A 251-nucleotide genomic window follows, 5' to 3' on the forward strand; every position below is an offset into this window, starting at 1 on the left:
GATCACAATCCCGATTTGCGGGAGGCCTTTCTCGATGGCGAGATCGATGCCGCGTTCACGGTCTATTCGCTGTTCGCGCCCGCCATGGAGCAACTCCTGGGCGAGGGCTGGTACCGGCTGGTGCCCGTGCGCGAGGCGGAAGCGGTTTCGCGGTATCTGCCCGGTGTCTTTGCCGATGCGCTGCCCGCGAGTCTCTACGGGCCCGACCGGAGCATACCGGCGGAGGCGCAATCTCCCTTTCCCACGCTGGC

The 251-nt window shown here is 66.1% G+C and carries 1 protein-coding gene (running past one end of the window); it reads left to right on the plus strand.

The features are described from left to right. Nucleotides 1-15 precede the first annotated feature (15 nt). Nucleotides 16-251, plus strand: part of the annotated coding region (locus JNK74_29705) for a hypothetical protein (GenBank protein MBL7650348.1) (this coding region is incomplete at its 3' end). Its footprint extends 323 nt past the window's final position; 236 of its 559 annotated nt are in view.

This window comes from Candidatus Hydrogenedentota bacterium (assembly GCA_016791475.1).
Lineage (GTDB): Bacteria > Hydrogenedentota > Hydrogenedentia > Hydrogenedentales > JAEUWI01 > JAEUWI01.